Source organism: Enterovibrio makurazakiensis, assembly GCF_050336585.1.
Taxonomy (GTDB): domain Bacteria; phylum Pseudomonadota; class Gammaproteobacteria; order Enterobacterales; family Vibrionaceae; genus Enterovibrio; species Enterovibrio gelatinilyticus.
In genome coordinates, this window is record NZ_JAKJSE010000069.1 from 1 (window position 1) to 647 (window position 647).

General features: G+C 58.0%; 1 protein-coding gene. It reads right to left on the reverse strand.

Features of this window, described 5'->3' with window-relative positions; genetic code table 11:
* The coding region (locus L4D06_RS25485; RefSeq protein WP_429742257.1) for a calcium-binding protein at positions 1–647 on the reverse strand (647 nt) is incomplete at both ends.

Consider the following 647-nt stretch of genomic DNA (forward strand, 5'->3'; position numbering starts at 1 on the left):
CCTTCGCCGCCGCTTAGACCATCATTACCGTCATTACCGTACACACGGTCATGACCCGTGCCGCCGTCAATGCCGTCGTCGCCAGTCCCGCCGGAGAGGGTGTCATTGCCGTCTTGACCATAGATAACGTCATTTCCGGTGCCGCCGTCTACTGCATCATCACCGGTGCCAGCCCAGATGCGGTCATTGCCATCTTCACCGTAAATGGTGTCATTGCCGCCATCTCCGCCGATGGTGTCGTTGCCTGTACCGCCTTTGATTAGGTCGTTACCATCTTGACCGGTGAGGTGATCGTGTCCGTCTTGGCCATAGACTTCGTCGTGGCCTGCACCGCCTTTCAGAGTGTCATTGCCCCATTCGCCGTACAGCTTGTCGTCTTCGGTGCCGCCTTCGAGGGTGTCGTTACCGTGACCGCCAACCAGGAGATCGTTACCGTGTTCGCCGACGAGGTGGTCATCACCGTTGTTGCCATAGATACGGTCATTGTGGTTACCGCCGTTGACGTAGTCGTTGCCTTCGCCGCCGCTTAGGCCATCATTACCGTCATTACCGTACACACGGTCATGACCCGTGCCGCCGTCAATGCCGTCGTCGCCAGTCCCGCCGGAGAGGGTGTCATTGCCGTCTTGACCATAGATAACGTCATT